Genomic DNA, 14,649 nt, shown 5'->3' with positions numbered 1-14,649 from the left:
AATGCTCCTGATTGAACCCCGGCGACACCATTATCAAGAGTAAATACAGTAACAACATTTGCCCCATAAGCGCAGGAAGACCCTACAGCCAAAAAGGCAGCAAAAACACATCTTGCCCTGAACACACACGCCCCCTTTGTGTCTCCTTTTCAGCACCAGACGGGTTGCTCACACCGTAGCTACCCAACCCCAAGCAGCACTCTATGGTAGATATGTCTGGAATGAAACACTTAAGAGTGTAATTGAACTCAGCAAGAATGCGGAAATAAACGCACAAAAATGATACGAACAGCCCTTGCTCTTGCAAGACAATGGGCGACTGATCCGCAACATATAAACAGCGTGCCAGATAGAGACCAGGCAGCATAAAAACGCCCCCATCACTGCTAGAGAACAGAGGATGGGGGCACAAAACCTAAGGACCGTTATTTCTCGACCATTGCACGTGTCATGGAATCACGCAGCGGCCTGATAAAATAATCAAGAACCGTACGTTCCCCGGTCTGGATCAAAACCTCAGCGGGCATACCGGCTTGAAGACGGTTGTTGCCCAGCTTCACCAATTCGGTATCCGGAACTTCAACACGCACAGTGTAGTAAGGGATCCCCATCCGCTCATCAATCAAACGGTCTGCAGAAACAGTCAAAACAGTCCCCGTAATGGTCGGAATGGAACGTGACTGGAAGGACGAGAAGCGAACCTCGGCCTCCTGTCCTGCATGAACGGAGTCAATGTCAACCGGGGAAACCTCAGCATCAATAACCAAGCGGTCTTTCTCCGGAACAATTTCCATCAGGGTCTCCCCTGGACGCACCACCCCGGCAACCGTATGTACCTTCAGATTCTGGACAACGCCATCTTGGGACGCCTTGATCTCTGTACGCCCCAAGATATTGGTTGCTACGGTGCCACGTTCTTTCAGATCAGCAAGCTGCTGCTGAATGTCCCGCAGCTGAGCAACAGCCTCCTCCTTGAACCGCTGCCGGGTTTGTATAATCTGCAGCTCGGCTTCACCAATACCCTTCTCTGCACGCGCGACAGAGGCCACTTGGGCGCCAATATCACCCTGAAGCCGCGCAACTTCGCGCTCCATGGACAAAATGCGGGTGCGCGGATACCACCCTTTCTCATACAGCTCACGCAAGCCAACAAGCTCATCCTTGTAAATAGCCACCTGCCGGTCACCAGATTTCTTCTGTACTTTCAAGCCCTCAATTTCCTGATGGTACTGTTCAATACGAGCCTGAAGAATGGAAACCTGATTATCGAGAGAACGGCGCCGTTCATCAAACTGGCGCACCTGACCATCAAGAATTCCCTGAATAGATGATTGCTGCCACGCTACTGACAAGAGGTCCGCCGGAAATTCGATCCGTTCATGCCCTTCCAACTCGGCCTGCAAACGGGCCTCAACCGCACGATGGTTGTAGTACTGGTTCATCAGCATGTCTGCATTGGCTTTGGCCTGCGTTTGCTCCAAACGCAAAAGGACATCCCCACCCTGCACCACATCGCCATCGCGCACCAGAATTTCGGATACAATGCCACCTTCCAGATGCTGGATTGCCTTACGATTGCTTTCGACCACAACCGTACCTGGGGCAACCACAGCAGAAGCCAAGGGTGCAACCGCACTCCATGTTCCTAGAACACCAAAAAACAGGCCAACAACAATCCAGCCGATTCTGGCTGGTTGCATAGGCGTCTCAAATGCGTCCATCACATCCCCGGAACCACCCCCTCCCGGAGCAGCAACCACGGGCACGGGGGGAGGGGCCTCCAAAGCAGGCACGGGTGCCGGGCCTGCTTGTTCTTTAGGTGGTACAGGGCTAGGGTTGTTCACGGCATTCATGTGTTATCAAGCCAAAGATGAAGCGGATGAAGCCGCATTGGGGGGGACAGCCGTCGGCCGCACAAAGCGCGCCAGGACTTCGGAACGGGGGCCCATCATTTCAACAGTGCCACCGCGCAATACCAACACCTTGTCCACCACTTGGAGGACAGATGGCTTGTGCGTAATGATAACCACAGTTTGGCCAGCCTGCTTCATGACCTGAATGGCAGCCATCAGAGCAGCTTCTCCATCATTATCCAGGCTGGCATTGGGTTCATCCATCACAACAAAAGCAGGGTTGTTATACAGGGCGCGGGCCAAGGCAATTCTCTGCCGTTGCCCGCCGGAAAGAGCCATACCACCGGTCCCGACAGGGGTATCATAACCCTCCGGCAGTTTCTGGATCATTTCATGAACGCCCGCACGCGTTGCCGCCTCGATCACGCGCCCGGAATCGATGTCTCCGAAACGCGCAATGTTCTCAGCGACAGAACCATCAAACAGTTCAACATCCTGTGGCAGGTATCCCAGATGTGGCCCAAGCGCTTCTTGGTCCCACGTACGAATATCATTGCCATCCAGACGGACCGTTCCCTGCTGGGCCTGCCACACACCAACCAGAATGCGGGCCAACGTTGACTTTCCAGCTGCCGACGGCCCGATCACTCCCAGAACATCACCGGGATCAAGATCAAAGGAGACACCACGCAGAACCGGCTGGCTGCCCCCCGGAGGCACCACAAATACCCCCTGCAGGGACACCCGACCATCCGGACGGGGAAGCGCCATACGTTCCTTGTCTTCGGGAGTAGAGCGCAACAGGGTCTGAACACGGTCAAAGGCAGATCGTGCGTTCAGGAATCCTTTCCAGTTGGCTACCGCCAGTTCGACAGGCGACAGGGCACGCCCCATGATAATCGAAGCAGCAATCATCATACCGGGGCTGATTTCATTCTGTATGGCCAACCATGCCCCAACGCCCAGGATCGCGGTCTGCAACGCAAGACGAAAAGCCTTTGATACAGCCAGAAGAGCCGATGCGGCATCAGACGCACGGGCTTGGCAGAACAAGACACCACGGTGCTTGACCAACCAGCGATCCAGGAGCGGGCCAAGCATCCCCATGGCCTGCAACACTTCAGCATTGCGCAACGACCCGGAGACAAAGCGACTGGCCGCAATCGACTGCGCAGACGCATCCCTGAGAGGTGTCCTAGTAACCAGATTATTTGCCAGCGCCAACCCAAAAATAACGATGGCACCAAAAAGGGCAACCAAGCCAATCATCGGGTGCATAACAAAACAAAGCCCAAGAAACAGGGGAACCCAAGGCGCATCACAAAAGGCGAGAAGCCCGGGGCCTGTCAGGAATTCCCGCAAACTGTCAATATCACGCAAGGCTTGCGATTGACTGCCTTCGGGATGACGCACGGTATGACGGAAAACAGATGCAAAAACCCTTCTATTCAGGGCTCGGTCAATTTGCAGACCTGTACGAACAAGAACACGTGAACGAATGGCCTCAAGAACAGCCATCACCACAAGCGCAAAAAGAGCAGCAAGAGTAATCATGACCAAGGTGGGCGTCGACCGACTGCTCAGGACGCGGTCATAAACCTGAAGCATATAAATGGGTGAAACAAAGAGAAGCAGATTGATAAAAAAACTGAACCCCGCCGTAGCATAAAACCCGCCACGAGCACTTTTCAAGGCATTGTCAAGATCTGTTGCCGGTGCCTTGCCGCCAGAAAAAGGTAACCGCGCTGAAAAATCCACAGGACGACACTCCGCACACTGCCTCATCTCTGAAAGAAGGCATAAGCACAAATACAACTCCCGGACCTTGCACCGGGAGCACGATCTAACACAGGTAGTTAAATGAAGCCTAATAACGTCTAAGATTGCAAGACAAAATAGAACGTAAGCATCCTCTGGTCGCGATCAGATAGGGTGCTTACAATTGAAATTCCTGATCGCTCAAACGTCTTTTGCGACAATATCCGCGAGATATTGTCCATAACTGCTACCCCCAAGCTCACGCGCCAGACGATTGAGTTGCGCGGAGTCAATATAGCCCATACGGAATGCAACTTCTTCCGGACAGGCAACCTTGAAGCCCTGCCGTTTATCGATCGTATGAACGTAGGAGCTGGCCTCCAGCAGACTCTCATGAGTCCCGGTATCGAACCACGCGTATCCTCTCCCCATGGTTTCAACAGCCAAGGTTCCATCACGCAGGTACCACGTATTGATATCTGTTATCTCAAGCTCACCACGAGAGCTTGGCTTGAGCGTTGAAGCCACATCAATCACCCGGCTGTCATAGAAATAGAGCCCCGTGACAGCCCAGTGGGACTTGGGCTTGGATGGCTTCTCTTCAATTGAAATAGCCTGGCTATCTCCATCTATGGTAATCACGCCGTAACGAGACGGGTCTGCAACGTGATACGCAAAGACCGTTGCCCCGTGAAGACCATTAAAGGTTCTGTCAACGGCACGGCGCAGCATGTCACCCAGTCCATGGCCATGAAAAATGTTATCACCCAGAATCAGGGCGCAATTGCTGTCGCCAATAAAATCCGCCCCAATCAAGAAGGCTTGCGCCAGCCCACCGGGCTTTTCCTGTTCAGCATACTCTATCGCGATGCCCCACTTCTTTCCATCGCCCAGAAGAGCACGGAACAACCCTGAGTCTCGCGGAGTTGTGATAACCAGGATCTCACGAAGCCCCGCCAGCATCAATGTGCTGAGTGAATAATAGATCATCGGCTTGTCGTAGACAGGCAATGCCTGTTTGGAAACGGCTTTTGTTGCCGGATAAAGCCTGGATCCGGTCCCCCCTGCCAGAATGATCCCCTTCATGATTCCCCCCGTGCCACACCATCCGGGTCGTCCTGCATCCACCGCATCAACCCGACAAGGAAAAGAAACAGTACACACGAAAACGGCAGGGCTGCCAGAACAACCGTCGCCTGCATAGCCACGAAGTCACCGGCAAACAACAACCCCAAGGCCACCAACGTTACGACCAAAGACCAGAACAGACGAAGCCACATCGAAGCGTCGCGCCCTATTTGTCCGCCCAGACGGGACAAGTCCGCCAACATGATGGCACCTGATTCGGCAGGCGTCAGAAAAAGGACAAAGCATGTAACAACAGCAAAGAAAATCATGGGGCCTGAGAAAGGGTAATGCTGCAGAAAAACATACAAGGACATATCCGCCTGTTTCAGGGCAACAGAGGCCAGCCCATCAGCCCCACTCATAACAAGATCCAAAGCCATGTTGCCCAGAACAGCATGAAAGGCAAATGTACAAATCAATGGAATGGACAGTACCCCCAACACAACCTCACGAACCGTACGCCCCCTTGAAATACGGGCAATAAACAGGCCAACAAAAGGAGCCCACGACATCCACCAAGCCCAGAAGAAAACCGTCCAGCGGCCAACCCATCCATCGTCCCCGTACCCTTCTACAGGTTCTGCATAGGCATACAGATCAAACGTCTTGAGGAGAAGACCATCCAGATAATCGCCCATATTCTGGACAAAACGCCCCAGAATCATGGCAACATCACCGTGCAGGAGCACAAGTCCAAGCAGGACAAGAAACAGAACAACATTAAGATTCGAAACCCGCGAGATACCCCTTCGTACGCCAACCACAGCAATAAACGCTGCACACCCACTCATAAGCAGAACGATGGTCGTCAACATGGTCCGGGAAGGATCCATCCCCAAAAGATAACCAGATCCGGATGCAACCAACATCGCGCCAATAATCAGATTGGTAACCAGACCGGGGATTGTGACCAGAATACCAAAAGCATCAAGTAAATGACCACCCCAGCCGTTGGAGCGGGCCTCCCCAAGCACAGGGATCAAGGCCGTGCGCAAGGCCAGTGGGTAACGGTGACGCCAGACACCATAACCAACAGCAATACCAACCAGTGCATACATGGCCCAGCCATGCAGACCCCAGTGCAGAAACGTCAGTTGCATGGCCTGTCGCGCAGCCTGCGGCGTTGATGGCATCCCCTCGGGCGGTCTAAGGAAATGGTCAACAGGTTCGGAAACGGCAAAGTAGAGCAGTGACACACCAATCCCGGATGAAAATAACATACCCGACCAAGAGAAAAAACCGAACTCGGGTTCTTCTCCGTCACGCCCCAGACGAAGCCCCCCGAACCGGGAGCAGGCCAACCAGAGAACAAAGAAAAGACACGTTGCTGTGACCAGCATGTAATACCAGCCGAAAGTCTGACAGACCAAAAGGCGGATCTCTTCCATCAGAAGACCAGAGCGCTCCGGAAACAGCAGGAGGAAGAGAACAAAAACACCTGTCAGGACTGAAGCACCAGCGAAAACAGGTATATTGACACGGGCCGTCAGACGCGCTTCAGCGGGAAAGACACCGCTCATCAAGTCCGTTTCCTCTTTTGCTGTCCTCGAAGGCAGGTACAACGACCCACACAGAATTACGATTTATAGTTGTCAACGCTAATTGCGTTCTCGTAAATAATCAAGGACCTCCTTGGCTGGATATCTCGATGACTGCCGTTAAACGCCACAACACGCCGTCTGCTTTCCGCTTCGGAGAACACGGCCTCTATATCAACGGACGCAACGGCACAGAGGGATCCGGACAACGGATCATCACGATATGCCCTGCTGATGGCGAACAGCTCGCTGCTGTTCATTGCGCTGACCGCCCTGACGTGGACCGAGCTGTACAATCCGCCGTAGAAGGGCAAAAGGTATGGGCTGAAAAAAGTGCAGCGGAACGGACCCGTGTCCTGATGCGTGCAGCCAGCATCCTGCGTGACCGAAACAATGATCTGGCTTTGATCGAGTCACTTGATACAGGACGCCCCCTCTCAGAAACACGCACGGTTGACATTGCAAGCGGTGCTGAGGTTCTGGAATACTATGCCGGGCTGATACCCGCCTTGGAAGGTTCCCAAATCCCCCTGCGGCGGGACAGTTTTGTTTATACACGACGGGAACCCTTGGGCGTTGTTGCCGGCGTTGGTGCGTGGAATTACCCTTTGCAGATTGCTGTATGGAAGTCTGCCCCAGCCTTGGCTGCAGGCAATGCCATGGTCTTCAAGCCCAGCGAGCTGACACCGCTTGGTACCCTTCAGCTTGCCTCTGTCTATACCGAAGCCGGCCTCCCCGATGGTGTCTTCAATGTCGTGAACGGTACTGGACCGGATGTAGGGCAATGGCTGGTAAGACATCCTGCCGTTGCCAAGGTATCCTTTACGGGTGGAACCAGAACCGGACGAACCGTTATGGCTGCGGCTGCCGCAACCCTGAAAGACATCACCATGGAACTGGGCGGCAAATCGCCCCTGATTGTTGCTGGCGATGCAGACCCTGATCTGGCCGCCGCCATTGCTGTGACTGCAAATTTCTTCAGCAGCGGGCAAGTCTGCACAAACGGAACCCGTGTGTTTGTCCCTCGCTGTCTGAAGCAAGAAATCGAATACCGAATCCTGGATCGTATCCGCTCCATACGCCCCGGCCACCCACTGGCACCGGACGTAAACTTTGGCTCCCTGATCAGCTTGGAGCACATGGAAAAAGTTCTGGGGTTGATCAACAAGGGGCAAGAAGAGGGGGCGCAGCTTCTATGTGGAGGCAACCGTATGACAACCCCTCCCTTCGACCGTGGCTTTTTTGTCGAGCCAACCGTTTTCACGAATGTTGAAGATACAATGACCATAGCCCAAGAGGAAATCTTTGGCCCGGTCATGAGCATCCTGACCTACGACACCGAAGAAGAGGTGATAGGTCGTGCGAATGCAACACCCTATGGTCTTGCTGCCGGTGTCGTAACACCAGATCTTACGCGTGCTCACCGCATGACCCATGCTCTGGAAGCCGGGATTTGCTGGATCAATACATGGGGAGAGTCCCCGGCGGCTATGCCCGTAGGTGGTTTTCATCAATCCGGCATTGGTTCCGAAAATGGACTGGAGACACTGTTGCGACACACACGTGTCAAATCGATTCAGGTTGAGATGGGGCGCTTCAACCCGGCTTTCTGAAGCACGGTAATCATACGGGGAAGGGGGCTCATGCTCGACGAGGTTGACGACATCATTATTGGCGCTGGTTCCGCCGGTGCCGTACTGGCAGCCCGCCTCAGCGAGGACAGCAACCGTCAGGTTCTTTTGGTTGAGGCAGGAGGACCAGACTGGCGCATGGATATCCGGACCCAGATGCCGGCAGCACTGGCCTGGCCCTTGCAGGGAGACCGCTACAACTGGGGCTATAGAACCGACCCGGAACCATACATGGAGGGCCGCCGCATGGATTGCAGTCGCGGCAAGGGTCTGGGGGGATCATCCCTGATCAATGGCATGTGCTATATCCGGGGCAACCCCATGGATTTCAATACCTGGGCCAGCCAGCCGGGTCTGGCTGACTGGTCATACCAACACTGCCTGCCGTATTTCCGCAAGTCCGAGACCCGCGATACAGGTGCCAATGACTACCACGGTGACGCAGGCCCCCTGCATGTCACCACGCCCAAGCCTGACAACAATCCCCTGTTCGCCGCCATGGTAGAAGCTGCTGTACAGGCAGGATATCCACGAACAGATGATCTGAACGGATATCAGCAGGAAGGCTTCGGCCCAATGGACCGGACCGTAACGGCTCATGGCCGACGCTGCAGCACATCCCGGGGCTGGCTGGACCAGGCACGCCACCGCAGGAACCTCCACATCATGACCGGAACACTGGTCGACCGTATCCTGTTTTCCGGTCAACGGGCGATGGGCATTCAGCTGCTACACAAGACGAACCCCACACCTGTTACCATAAGGGCACGGCGTGAGACAGTTGTATGTGCCGGCGCTATCGGATCCCCCCAAATCCTGCAGCGATCAGGTGTCGGTTCCTCTTCCCTGCTTGATTCCATCGGCATTCCGGTTGTGGAGGATCTTCCCGGCGTAGGGGAAAATCTTCAGGATCATCTTGAGATATATATGCAATACAGCTGTACCCGACCCATCTCGCTGTACCCGGCCCTGCAATGGCGTAACTGGCCGGGCATCGGTGCACGCTGGCTTTTCATGGGAGACGGGATCGGTGCCAGCAACCACTTTGAAGCCGGGGGTTTCATACGCTCCAGCACCGGATTCCTGTGGCCAAACATACAGTACCACTTCCTGCCCTTGGCCATCCGCTATGATGGCTGCAGTGCATTCAAGGCACACGGATTTCAGGCCCATGTCGGCTCCATGCGCTCTCCCAGCCGGGGCAGGGTATACATTACGTCCAAGGATCCGACCGCCCCGCCCGGAATTGTTTTCCACTACATGAGTTCAAGACAGGATTGGGAGGAATTCCGTGATGCTATACGGATCACCCGCCATATCATGAGCCAGTCGGCACTGGATTTCTGCCGGGGCGAAGAGATAAGCCCCGGACCCGGCGTTGACAACGACCGCTCCATGGATGATTTCGTGCGCAGAAATGCTGAAACCGCCTATCACCCGTGTGGGACCTGCCGTATGGGCAATGATGATCTCGCAGTGGTGGATGGGCAGGGCAGGGTGCATGGTTTGCAGGGCCTGCGGGTTGTCGACGCATCGATCATGCCACAGATCATCACCGGTAACCTGAACGCAACCACCATCATGATGGCGGAAAAGATCGCCGACAGTATGCGGGGGAAAACAGCTTTGCCCGCAAGCAAGGCCACATTCCACACCTGTCCCGAACTCAGAAAGGCGATGGATGGATCTGCAAGGTCCAGCGCTCCAGAGCCCGCCGGAACCGCTCAAACATCACATCCAGGTCATCCGGGGATATAACCAGCGGCGGACAAAACGCAACGATATCGCCCGCCAAAGCGCGCAGGATCAACCCTTCCTCCTGACACGCATCAACCAGAGAGGCAGCCATCGCCCGGGCAGGGTCGAAAGGTGTGCGGGTTTCCTTGTCCGCAGCCAGTTCAAGGGCACCAATCAAACCAACACCCCGGACGTGACCAATCAGGGGATGATCCGAGAAGGCGTGCAGATGGGCAAGAAAACGGCCTGAAAGAGAGCCAACACGCTCAAAGATACCGTCCTGCTCATAGATATCCAGTGCTTCAAGCGCAACGGCTGCTGCAACGGGGTGCCCCGAATATGTGAAGCCGTGGCCAAAGGTACCAATCTCTCCGGCACCGCGTTGCAGGGGCTCCCAAACTTTCTGGCTGACCATGACGGCCGCTATAGGCATCCACGCCGCCGACAGCGCCTTGGCCGATGTGATGATGTCGGGCTTCAGATCAAAAGTTTGGCTGCCCCACGGGTTCCCGGTACGGCCAAAACCACAGATAACCTCGTCAGCAACCAGCAAAATATCGTACTTGTCGAGAATAGCCTGGATTCTGGGGAAGTATCCAGCCGGCGGAATAACAACGCCGCCAGCACCCATCACAGGCTCGGCAAAGAAGGCCGCAATGGTATCCGGCCCTTCAGACTGGATCATCTGCTCCAGCTCCATCGCCAGCCGCTCGACAAACCGGCCTTCATCCTCGTCAGGGGAGGCCTCGCGGTAAAAGTGCGGGCACGTGACATGCAAAACACCGGGCATAGGCAGATCAAAAGCCCGGTGATTGGCGGGCAGGCCGGTCAGACTGGCGGATGCCAGTGTCACACCATGATAGGCACGATGACGGGATATAATCTTCTTCTTGTGCGGACGTCCCATGACATGGTTGATGTAGCGAACAATCTTGACAACCGTATCGTTGGCCTCGGAGCCAGAATTGGCAAAGAAAACCCGCGCCATCGGCACCGGAGCCATGGCAACCAGGCGTTCAGCAAGACGGATACCGGGGGGATGGGACTTGGATGCAAACTGATGGAAGAAGGGCAGGGTATCCATCTGGCGCATGGCTGCATCACGAAGCCGGGGCTGGGTAAAACCCAAGGAGGCGCACCATAACCCCGACATTCCCTCAATATATTCCTTCCCCGCCTCGTCAAACACGCGGACACCCTCGCCACGGACAATGACAAAGGGACCCTTCTTTTCATGTGCAACCAGATTGGTATAGGGGTGCAGAACGTGACGCAGATCCGCATCACGCAAGGTATTCGAAATCATGGCAGGTCTCCCTGGCCCTGTAAGCCGCCAAGGCAGAGGTACTTGACCTCCATGAATTCATCCAGACCATAACGCGACCCCTCACGCCCGATACCAGACTCTTTCATGCCGCCAAACGGTGCGACTTCGGTCGAGACAATCCCCTCGTTGATACCAATGATACCGTACTCCAGAGCTTCGGACACACGCCAGATGCGCCCGATATCGCGAGTATAAAAATAGGCTGCAAGCCCAAAGGGCGTATCATTGGCCATGCGAATGGCCTCCACCTCGTCCCGGAACCGGATCAGAGGGGCAACAGGCCCGAAAATTTCCTCGGATACAGCACGCATGGAAGGCTGGACATCACCCAGAACGGTAGGCTCGAAAAATGTCCCTCCCAAGGCATGGCGCGCACCACCAACCAGAACGCGGGCCCCTTGAGCCTTGGCTTCATTGACCAAGCCTTCAACTTTCTGCAAGGCTTCCATCGTAATCAGAGGCCCCTGGGATACTCCCTCTGCCGCACCCGGGCCGACACGCAAACCCGCAACAGCCTTTGCAAAGCAGTCCGCGAAAGCTGGATAGATCCCTTCCTGGACCAGGAAGCGGTTTGCACACACACAGGTCTGGCCTGTATTGCGATACTTTGATGCCAAGGCACCCGCCATAGCAGCATCCAGATCCGCATCATCAAACACGATGAACGGAGCATTTCCACCCAGCTCCAGCGATACCTTCTTCACTGTCTCCGCACACTGCTGCATGAGGATCTTTCCAACCCTGGTCGATCCCGTAAAAGACAGCTTCCGCACGCGAGGATCGCGGGTCAGGACGGCCCCGATCTCGGCACTACGCGAAGAGGGGAGAACATTCAGGACGCCGGGGGGGAAGCCAGCCTGCTCAGCCAACACAGCTAACGCCAGTGCTGACAGGGGTGTCTCACCGGCAGGCTTTATCACCACAGAACATCCGGCTGCCAAGGCCGGCGCACATTTGCGGGTTATCATCGCAGCCGGAAAATTCCACGGTGTAATGGCGGCCACAACACCAACCGGTTCCTTCAAGACAAGAAGGCGCCGATCACGCAACGGGGAGGGGATAACATCACCGTAGGCCCGGCGCGCTTCCTCTGCAAACCATTGGACAAAACTGGCAGCATAGGTCACCTCACCCCGCGCCTCGGCCAAAGGCTTTCCCTGCTCTGCCGTCATCAACAAGGCCAAATCGTCGCGAGCACAAGTGATCAGTTCAAACCATGCCCGCAACACGTCAGCACGCTCGGCAGCCGGGCGCTGCTTCCATGCCTCCTGCGCATTATGGGCGGCGGTGATGGCGTCAAGCGCATCCTGGCCCCCCATATCCGCGACCTCAACCAGAACAGACTGATCTGCTGGATCAACGACAGGAAACACACGACCACTGACCGAAGGCTTCCAGACCCCACCAACAAAGCCTTCATGGCGAAACAAGTCTGGATTATGAAGAGCTGAAATCGCCATGAGCTTTCTCGTCTACCGGAACAAACACTGGCCCATCCGGGGCACCAAGATTGGTTTATACATCCAGAGAGTGACGGAACCAGTCTATGGTCTCCCGCAACCCATCCTCAAGAGATACCGTAGGCTCCCACCCCAGAATGTTTCGGGCCCGCGTAATATCAGGCTGACGACGGGTAGGATCATCGGGGGGCATGGGACAAAAAACCAGACGCGAACAGGAACCGGTAAGCTGCAGGACCCGCTCTGCCAGTTCAGCGACACTGATTTCCTCTGGATTACCCAGATTGAAGGGACCCGTGACATCCACCGGCATTTCCATCATCCGCACCAAAGCCGTTGTCATATCCGAGACATAACAAAAGCTGCGGGTTTGCGATCCATCACCAAACAGCGTCAGATCATCTCCCCGCAAGGCCTGAACAATAAAATTAGACACAACCCGACCATCATCCGGACACATACCCGGACCATAGGTATTGAAAATGCGTCCTACCTTTATGGGAAGGTTGTACTGACGAAAGTAGTCAAAGAATAAGGTCTCCGCACACCGCTTTCCCTCATCATAGCAAGACCGGACGCCAGTTGGGTTGACATTCCCCCAATATGTTTCATCCTGGGGATGCTGCCGGGGATCACCATAGACTTCAGATGTTGATGCCTGAAAAATACGGGCACCAGACTGGCATGCCAACTCCAGCATATTCATTGCCCCCAGAACACAGGTCCTGATCGTGCGCACAGGATCCCGCTGGTAATGAACAGGCGAAGCAGGGCAAGCAAGATTGTAGACCTCGTCGACATCAACAGACAGAGGCAACGTAATGTCATGGTCCATAACCGTGAAATGCGGATCACCCAGAAGATGATCCATAGCAGGGCGGTGCCCGGTCAGAAAACTGTCTACACACAAGACCTCGCAGCCTTGTCGCAACAACTGTGTACACAGATGCACCCCCAGAAATCCGGCTCCTCCGGTTACCAGAACCCGTTTTGCTCCGACACGACGGACCACTCGCATCTTTCCTTATTTTGTATCAGCACAATAGCGCAATTATAGTAACGCGAATGTAACCATACGTCTCTATCGGAGATCATGAAGTTTGTCGTTCTTTGAGGCCAGATAACTCGTGTAGAATGTTGATACGGTACATCACCATCAACCCACTGCATTTGCCGGAATCACCATCATGCACCAATCCCTGATCCCGCTTAGCGTCGAGAACCACAAAAACCTGGGACTGATTACAAACAGGGGGTGGTCCTTTGCGGCCAGCAGCCCGATCCTGACCATTGTCAGCGCCGAGGTACACCGCTGCGCCGCCTTTTTTCCTGTGGCCATCATGCAAGTCTCAGCCAAGGATGCGCCTGAGGACCAACAAGAGTTTGAACTGGTCAGCATTCATTCCGTATCGGCAGGAGAAAACTGGTTTGTCGCCCCGGATGGGCGATGGCTGGCCGGCTATATCCCCGCTGTCTTGCGCGCCGTACCCTTCCGGTTGATGCGCGCCCCGGACGCACAGGACCAGTTGGTTTTATGCATTGATGAAAACAGCCCACTTCTGACAGACACCACCAAGGATCCCAAGGCACGCCCGCTGTTCGAGAATGACGGCAGCTTGTCGGCCGACATGAAGACGCGCCTTGAATTCTTGACGGCAGTTGCAAACGATCACGGCAACACACGGGCCAAGTTATCCGCCATTGCCAAGGCCGGACTTCTCAAACCCTGGAGTCTTACAATCAATAAAAATAACAAGCCTCTGCACATGAAGAACCTGTATCAGGTTGATGCCGAGGCCCTTGATGACCTGTCAGACGAGACATTCCTCAGTCTGCGCAAGGTTGGCGCATTACCGCTGATCTACAACCACTTGGCCAGTCTTGCACAAACCGACAACCTGCAACGCGCCGCAACCATCCAGGACCAGATGGAACGCCAACAAGCCAAAAAACCAAAACTGGAAGACATGCTGGACATGGGACAAAATCAGGATGTCGAATTGAAGTTCTGAAGAGACCAAATAACAACGGGGATGCCTCGTTGCAAGCCATGCAATGAGGTCTCTCCGCACCTCCAATAAATCAATTATGCTCCAGCCTTACTCATATGCCAGAATGCGAGGAGGGTTGCGAGAGCGACGTCGGAGAGGAAGTTTCTGTCGAGTTTGTCATAGCGGGTTGCGACGCGGCGGAAGTCCTTGATGCGACAGAAAGCGT

Annotated in this window: 10 protein-coding genes; 3 read left to right on the top strand and 7 right to left on the bottom strand. The window is 54.9% G+C overall.

From position 1 onward, the window contains the following. Positions 1 to 425: 425 nt before the first annotated feature. The 4 genes from HEQ72_RS09820 to HEQ72_RS09805 form a co-directional block, all read right to left on the bottom strand. Positions 426 to 1,721, bottom strand: a complete 1,296-nt coding sequence (locus HEQ72_RS09820) for an HlyD family type I secretion periplasmic adaptor subunit (RefSeq protein WP_168023244.1) — start codon at positions 1,719 to 1,721, stop codon at positions 426 to 428. A gap of 138 nt (positions 1,722 to 1,859) precedes the next feature. Then, on the bottom strand, positions 1,860 to 3,611 hold the full coding sequence (locus tag HEQ72_RS09815) for a type I secretion system permease/ATPase (RefSeq protein WP_322099510.1): 1,752 nt from the start codon (positions 3,609 to 3,611) through the stop codon (positions 1,860 to 1,862). A gap of 201 nt (positions 3,612 to 3,812) precedes the next feature. Then, positions 3,813 to 4,697 carry a glucose-1-phosphate thymidylyltransferase RfbA gene (rfbA, locus tag HEQ72_RS09810; RefSeq protein WP_168023243.1) on the bottom strand — a complete coding sequence of 295 codons (885 nt, stop codon included), beginning with the start codon at positions 4,695 to 4,697 and terminating at the stop codon, positions 3,813 to 3,815. Then, the gene (locus HEQ72_RS09805) at positions 4,694 to 6,259 is read right to left on the bottom strand and encodes a BCCT family transporter (protein WP_168023242.1); all 1,566 of its coding nucleotides are present in this window, start codon (positions 6,257 to 6,259) and stop codon (positions 4,694 to 4,696) included. Before HEQ72_RS09805 ends, rfbA begins: the two co-directional genes overlap by 4 nt. 128 nt (positions 6,260 to 6,387) lie before the next feature. Between HEQ72_RS09805 and betB the strand changes: the two genes are divergently transcribed. Both betB and betA read left to right on the top strand, forming a co-directional pair. Continuing rightward, a complete protein-coding gene (gene betB, locus HEQ72_RS09800; protein ID WP_168021196.1) occupies positions 6,388 to 7,890 on the top strand; it encodes a betaine-aldehyde dehydrogenase in 1,503 nt (500 codons plus the stop codon). Between the two features lie 30 nt (positions 7,891 to 7,920). Continuing rightward, entirely contained in the window at positions 7,921 to 9,666 is a 1,746-nt protein-coding gene (gene betA / locus HEQ72_RS09795; protein WP_168023241.1) for a choline dehydrogenase, read from the top strand. On the opposite strand, the gene HEQ72_RS09790 is transcribed toward betA, so the two are convergent. Genes HEQ72_RS09790 through HEQ72_RS09780 form a run of 3 tightly spaced genes read right to left on the bottom strand, consistent with a single transcriptional unit; the run spans position 9,575 to position 13,444 of the window. Beyond that, positions 9,575 to 10,951 (bottom strand): aminotransferase, encoded by a 1,377-nt coding sequence (locus HEQ72_RS09790; RefSeq protein ID WP_168023240.1) that lies wholly within the window; start codon positions 10,949 to 10,951, stop codon positions 9,575 to 9,577. The genes betA and HEQ72_RS09790 overlap by 92 nt on opposite strands. Then, the gene (locus HEQ72_RS09785) at positions 10,948 to 12,432 is read right to left on the bottom strand and encodes an NAD-dependent succinate-semialdehyde dehydrogenase (protein ID WP_168023239.1); all 1,485 of its coding nucleotides are present in this window, start codon (positions 12,430 to 12,432) and stop codon (positions 10,948 to 10,950) included. The genes HEQ72_RS09790 and HEQ72_RS09785 overlap by 4 nt, the downstream gene beginning before the upstream one ends. 55 nt (positions 12,433 to 12,487) lie before the next feature. Further along, the gene (locus HEQ72_RS09780; RefSeq protein WP_322099509.1) at positions 12,488 to 13,444 is read right to left on the bottom strand and encodes a UDP-glucuronic acid decarboxylase family protein; all 957 of its coding nucleotides are present in this window, start codon (positions 13,442 to 13,444) and stop codon (positions 12,488 to 12,490) included. Positions 13,445 to 13,619: 175 nt separating this feature from the next. Here HEQ72_RS09780 and HEQ72_RS09775 point away from each other — a divergent pair, with 175 nt between their 5' ends. Next, positions 13,620 to 14,444, top strand: a complete 825-nt coding sequence (locus HEQ72_RS09775) for a SapC family protein (RefSeq protein ID WP_168023237.1) — start codon at positions 13,620 to 13,622, stop codon at positions 14,442 to 14,444. Positions 14,445 to 14,649 lie beyond the last annotated feature (205 nt).

Origin of the sequence: Haematospirillum sp. 15-248, assembly GCF_012102665.1 — a bacterium.
In the GTDB taxonomy this organism is placed as follows: domain Bacteria; phylum Pseudomonadota; class Alphaproteobacteria; order Rhodospirillales; family Rhodospirillaceae; genus Haematospirillum.
Note: the sequence above shows the minus strand (reverse complement) of the source record. Positions and strands in the feature narration are given on the sequence as shown.

What these genes read in the sequence shown, in the direction of transcription:
- HEQ72_RS09820 (WP_168023244.1), bottom strand. Translation starts at nt 1,721, where the DNA reads ATGGACGCATTTGAGACGCCTATGCAACCAGCCAGAATCGGCTGGATT.
- rfbA (WP_168023243.1), bottom strand. Translation starts at nt 4,697, where the DNA reads ATGAAGGGGATCATTCTGGCAGGGGGGACCGGATCCAGGCTTTATCCG.
- HEQ72_RS09805 (WP_168023242.1), bottom strand. Translation starts at nt 6,259, where the DNA reads ATGAGCGGTGTCTTTCCCGCTGAAGCGCGTCTGACGGCCCGTGTCAAT.
- betB (WP_168021196.1), top strand. Translation starts at nt 6,388, where the DNA reads ATGACTGCCGTTAAACGCCACAACACGCCGTCTGCTTTCCGCTTCGGA.
- betA (WP_168023241.1), top strand. Translation starts at nt 7,921, where the DNA reads ATGCTCGACGAGGTTGACGACATCATTATTGGCGCTGGTTCCGCCGGT.
- HEQ72_RS09790 (WP_168023240.1), bottom strand. Translation starts at nt 10,951, where the DNA reads ATGATTTCGAATACCTTGCGTGATGCGGATCTGCGTCACGTTCTGCAC.
- HEQ72_RS09785 (WP_168023239.1), bottom strand. Translation starts at nt 12,432, where the DNA reads ATGGCGATTTCAGCTCTTCATAATCCAGACTTGTTTCGCCATGAAGGC.
- HEQ72_RS09775 (WP_168023237.1), top strand. Translation starts at nt 13,620, where the DNA reads ATGCACCAATCCCTGATCCCGCTTAGCGTCGAGAACCACAAAAACCTG.